This is a genomic window from Pseudomonas sp. SMN11 (assembly GCF_052041945.1).
Lineage (GTDB): Bacteria > Pseudomonadota > Gammaproteobacteria > Pseudomonadales > Pseudomonadaceae > Aquipseudomonas.
Genome location: NZ_JBKGGW010000078.1, coordinates 1 through 2807 on the forward strand (window position 1 = coordinate 1; position 2807 = coordinate 2807).

The following is a 2807-nucleotide window of genomic DNA, read 5'->3' on the forward strand; positions in this document are numbered from 1 at the left end:
AGTGCCGACGTTAACGTGGGGAAGGGAACGATCAAACTTTTCCTTAGCCATCGATACAATCCTCCGCAGAAGAAAATAGCCTTACGCTGATAAAACAAAGGCAGATATTTTCATATCTGCCTTGTTTATATGGAGCTCTTGAGCGGATTTGAACCGCTGACCTCACCCTTACCAAGGGTGTGCTCTACCAACTGAGCTACAAGAGCGAAACACTTTGCGCAAAATCCAGCAAACTTGGAGCGGGTAGCGGGAATCGAACCCGCATCATCAGCTTGGAAGGCTGAGGTTCTACCACTAAACTATACCCGCGGAGCTTGCGGCTCTCGCTAAAACTGGTGGAGGGAGAAGGATTCGAACCTTCGAAGCTCTCGCAACGGATTTACAGTCCGTCCCCTTTGACCGCTCGGGAATCCCTCCAGATGTGGCCGGCATTCTATGCGTCTGCCGTCCTAGTGTCAAGCTTTTTTTCAAATTTTTTCAATCAAATCTGAAACTTAGCTGCTTTGACACTCGCTTCCAGTTCTCCCACCTGAGTGGTGTTCCCTGTGAAGCGGGCGCCATTCTATCAAGCTATTCGCCAGTTGCAATACCCTGGCAGAAAATAATTTTGCGTTTTAAGTCTTTGAAATCGTTGGAAAGTGTCTCGAGGACGGTTTGGTCCAGTAAACGCTCGCTTTCCGGGGAAATCTTGAGCCAGAAACCTTCGGCTCCAGGCAACTGTCCAGACACCGGCGCAGCATTGATATCCAGGCTCAGCAGGCGTTGTCGCAGCGCATCGAGCTGATCGCGCGCAACCAGGCCACCTACGACCAGGCATTCATCACGGCGCCGGGCCGGTGCAGACGTCCCGGTTTCCTTGAGCAGGCGGATCTCTTGCTGATTACCTTTGTACAGCGACAACGGCGCGACGTCCTTCGCCTTCAGCGGGGCTTCCTGTTGGTGCCAGACGTAATAGAAGACGTTGAGCACCAGCAACAGCAGAAACAACCAACGCATAAGCACCTCAGTCCAGTGGACAGGCCATGGCCAGCCCGACAAATACCAGGTCAGGGACGATCCTGGCCTGTGGCACCGCCTCACGCACCAGCGGCGCATCCCCCCCCGTCAGGAAGACCGTGAAGCCATCACCCCACAAGGCCTGAGCCTGCTCGAGCTGAGTGCGGGCAAAACCCTGCAGCATCAGTACACAACCGCGCTCTACAGCCTCCACAGTGGAGCGGCCTGGAGCAAGACTGCTCAAGGCGCGCTCAGCCGAAGCGTCGTCGTAGCGAATACGGCGGGTATGCGTGCGCAGCTGGCTACGCATCAGCGGCATGCCCGGGCAGATGTAGCCACCCAGGTGCTCGCCTTCGGCCGAGACAAAATCCGCCTTGGCCGCAGTGCCCAGGTCAATGACCAGGCATGCGCCCTTGGCGAGATGGAACGCACCCAATGCCGCCAGCCAGCGATCCATACCGAGACGCTGGTAGTCGTCATAACCATTGCGCACACCAGCCATTTCTTGTGCAGGCTCGGCAACACGGGCAACGACGGCAAAAGCTTTGGCGATCAACGCACAGAGGGCAGCGGTTTCATCTTCGCTGCGCACACTGACAATTCGACAGCCTGTAAGGCGCAATGACGGGAGGGCCGCGACCTCGCTTAGCAGTGCCTGGTCCGAATCGACAATACCACCACCTACAATGGTGGCGTCGGCGGCGTGAATGACACGCCACTTGATGAAGCTGTTACCGCAATCGAGCTCAAGAATCATCACGCAACCTCAAACTGAGCTCACCACCACTGAAGCTCTTTTCCACACCGTCGACCTCAAGGCGCAACCCGCCCTGCCCGTCCACGCCCAGCACGACACCATCGATACGTGTGGTACCTGCGATGAGAGATACATTACGCCCCTGCCACAGATGCGCCTGCTCCCACTCTTCCTGGAACGCGGCAAAACCGTAGCGCCGATGACGGGCCAATTCATGTTGCAACTGCTGGCTGAGCTTGGCCACCAGCCGGTTGCGATCAATTGTCACACCGACTTCACGCCGCATCGATGTCCACTGCTGATCGACCTGCTCATTGGTCTGCATGTTCACATTGATACCAATGCCGAGCACGACATGACAGACGTCTGCAGGGTCGCCCACAAGTTCCAGGAGAATACCGGTGATCTTCTGCCCGCGAACCAGGACATCGTTGGGCCATTTCAACCCCACGTCCTTTACGCCAAAAGCCTGTAGCGTGCGCATCACGGCCAACCCGACCACCAGACTGAGACCTTCGAGCTGACGCATGCCGCCATCAATGCGCAGGACCAGGCTGTAATAGAGGTTTTCTGCAAATGGACTTATCCACATGCGACCACGTCGACCACGGCCAGCACTCTGGCGCTCGGCCAGCACCAGGAATGGTGCTGGCTCCCCCTTGCCGGCCAGGCGTAAGCCTTCGGCATTGGTCGAATCAATCGTTTCATGGATAAAAACGGGCCAGCGCTCACCTTCGGTGAACGCTGCGATCGCTTGCGTATCGAGCAAGCTCAGCGGCGCGGCCAACTGGTAGCCACGCCCGCGAACTTTATGAATGGTGAGGTTCAGCTCACTTTCCAGGTGTTGCAGCTGCTTCCAAACGGCGCTGCGACTTACCCCGAGGGCTGCCCCCAAGGCTTCTCCGGAATGGAACCGGCCATCCTTGAGGAGATTCAACAACTTCAGCATGCCAGTCTCGACTTGGAATAAGGCTGGCATGATAGCTAGGGGTCGTTGGCTTGCATAGGAAAAGGGCTGGGGGTACCGCCACAAGCACCGAGTATTTCGGTCAGA

The 2807-nt window shown here is 56.8% G+C and carries 3 protein-coding genes and 3 tRNA genes; all 6 read right to left on the bottom strand.

Translation table 11 applies throughout. The annotated features are described in order from the left end of the window. Positions 1 to 130: 130 nt before the first annotated feature. The 6 genes from ACLEJU_RS28575 to birA all read right to left on the bottom strand — a co-directional run bounded on the left by ACLEJU_RS28575 (position 131) and on the right by birA (position 2702). Positions 131 to 206: transfer RNA gene (locus ACLEJU_RS28575), tRNA-Thr, on the bottom strand. A gap of 29 nt (positions 207 to 235) precedes the next feature. After that, positions 236 to 309: transfer RNA gene (locus ACLEJU_RS28580), tRNA-Gly, on the bottom strand. 24 nt (positions 310 to 333) lie between these two features. Beyond that, positions 334 to 417 (bottom strand) — tRNA-Tyr (locus tag ACLEJU_RS28585). 153 nt (positions 418 to 570) lie between these two features. Further along, positions 571 to 996, bottom strand: a complete 426-nt coding sequence (locus ACLEJU_RS28590) for a hypothetical protein (protein ID WP_435425675.1) — start codon at positions 994 to 996, stop codon at positions 571 to 573. Between the two features lie 7 nt (positions 997 to 1003). Further along, entirely contained in the window at positions 1004 to 1753 is a 750-nt protein-coding gene (locus ACLEJU_RS28595; RefSeq protein WP_435425674.1) for a pantothenate kinase, read from the bottom strand. Continuing rightward, complete coding sequence (birA, locus tag ACLEJU_RS28600; protein WP_435425673.1) at positions 1743 to 2702, bottom strand: bifunctional biotin--[acetyl-CoA-carboxylase] ligase/biotin operon repressor BirA; 960 nt, start codon at positions 2700 to 2702, stop codon at positions 1743 to 1745. Before birA ends, ACLEJU_RS28595 begins: the two co-directional genes overlap by 11 nt. Positions 2703 to 2807 lie beyond the last annotated feature (105 nt).

What these genes read in the sequence shown, in the direction of transcription:
- ACLEJU_RS28595 (WP_435425674.1), bottom strand. Translation starts at nt 1,753, where the DNA reads ATGATTCTTGAGCTCGATTGCGGTAACAGCTTCATCAAGTGGCGTGTC.
- ACLEJU_RS28590 (WP_435425675.1), bottom strand. Translation starts at nt 996, where the DNA reads ATGCGTTGGTTGTTTCTGCTGTTGCTGGTGCTCAACGTCTTCTATTAC.
- birA (WP_435425673.1), bottom strand. Translation starts at nt 2,702, where the DNA reads ATGCTGAAGTTGTTGAATCTCCTCAAGGATGGCCGGTTCCATTCCGGA.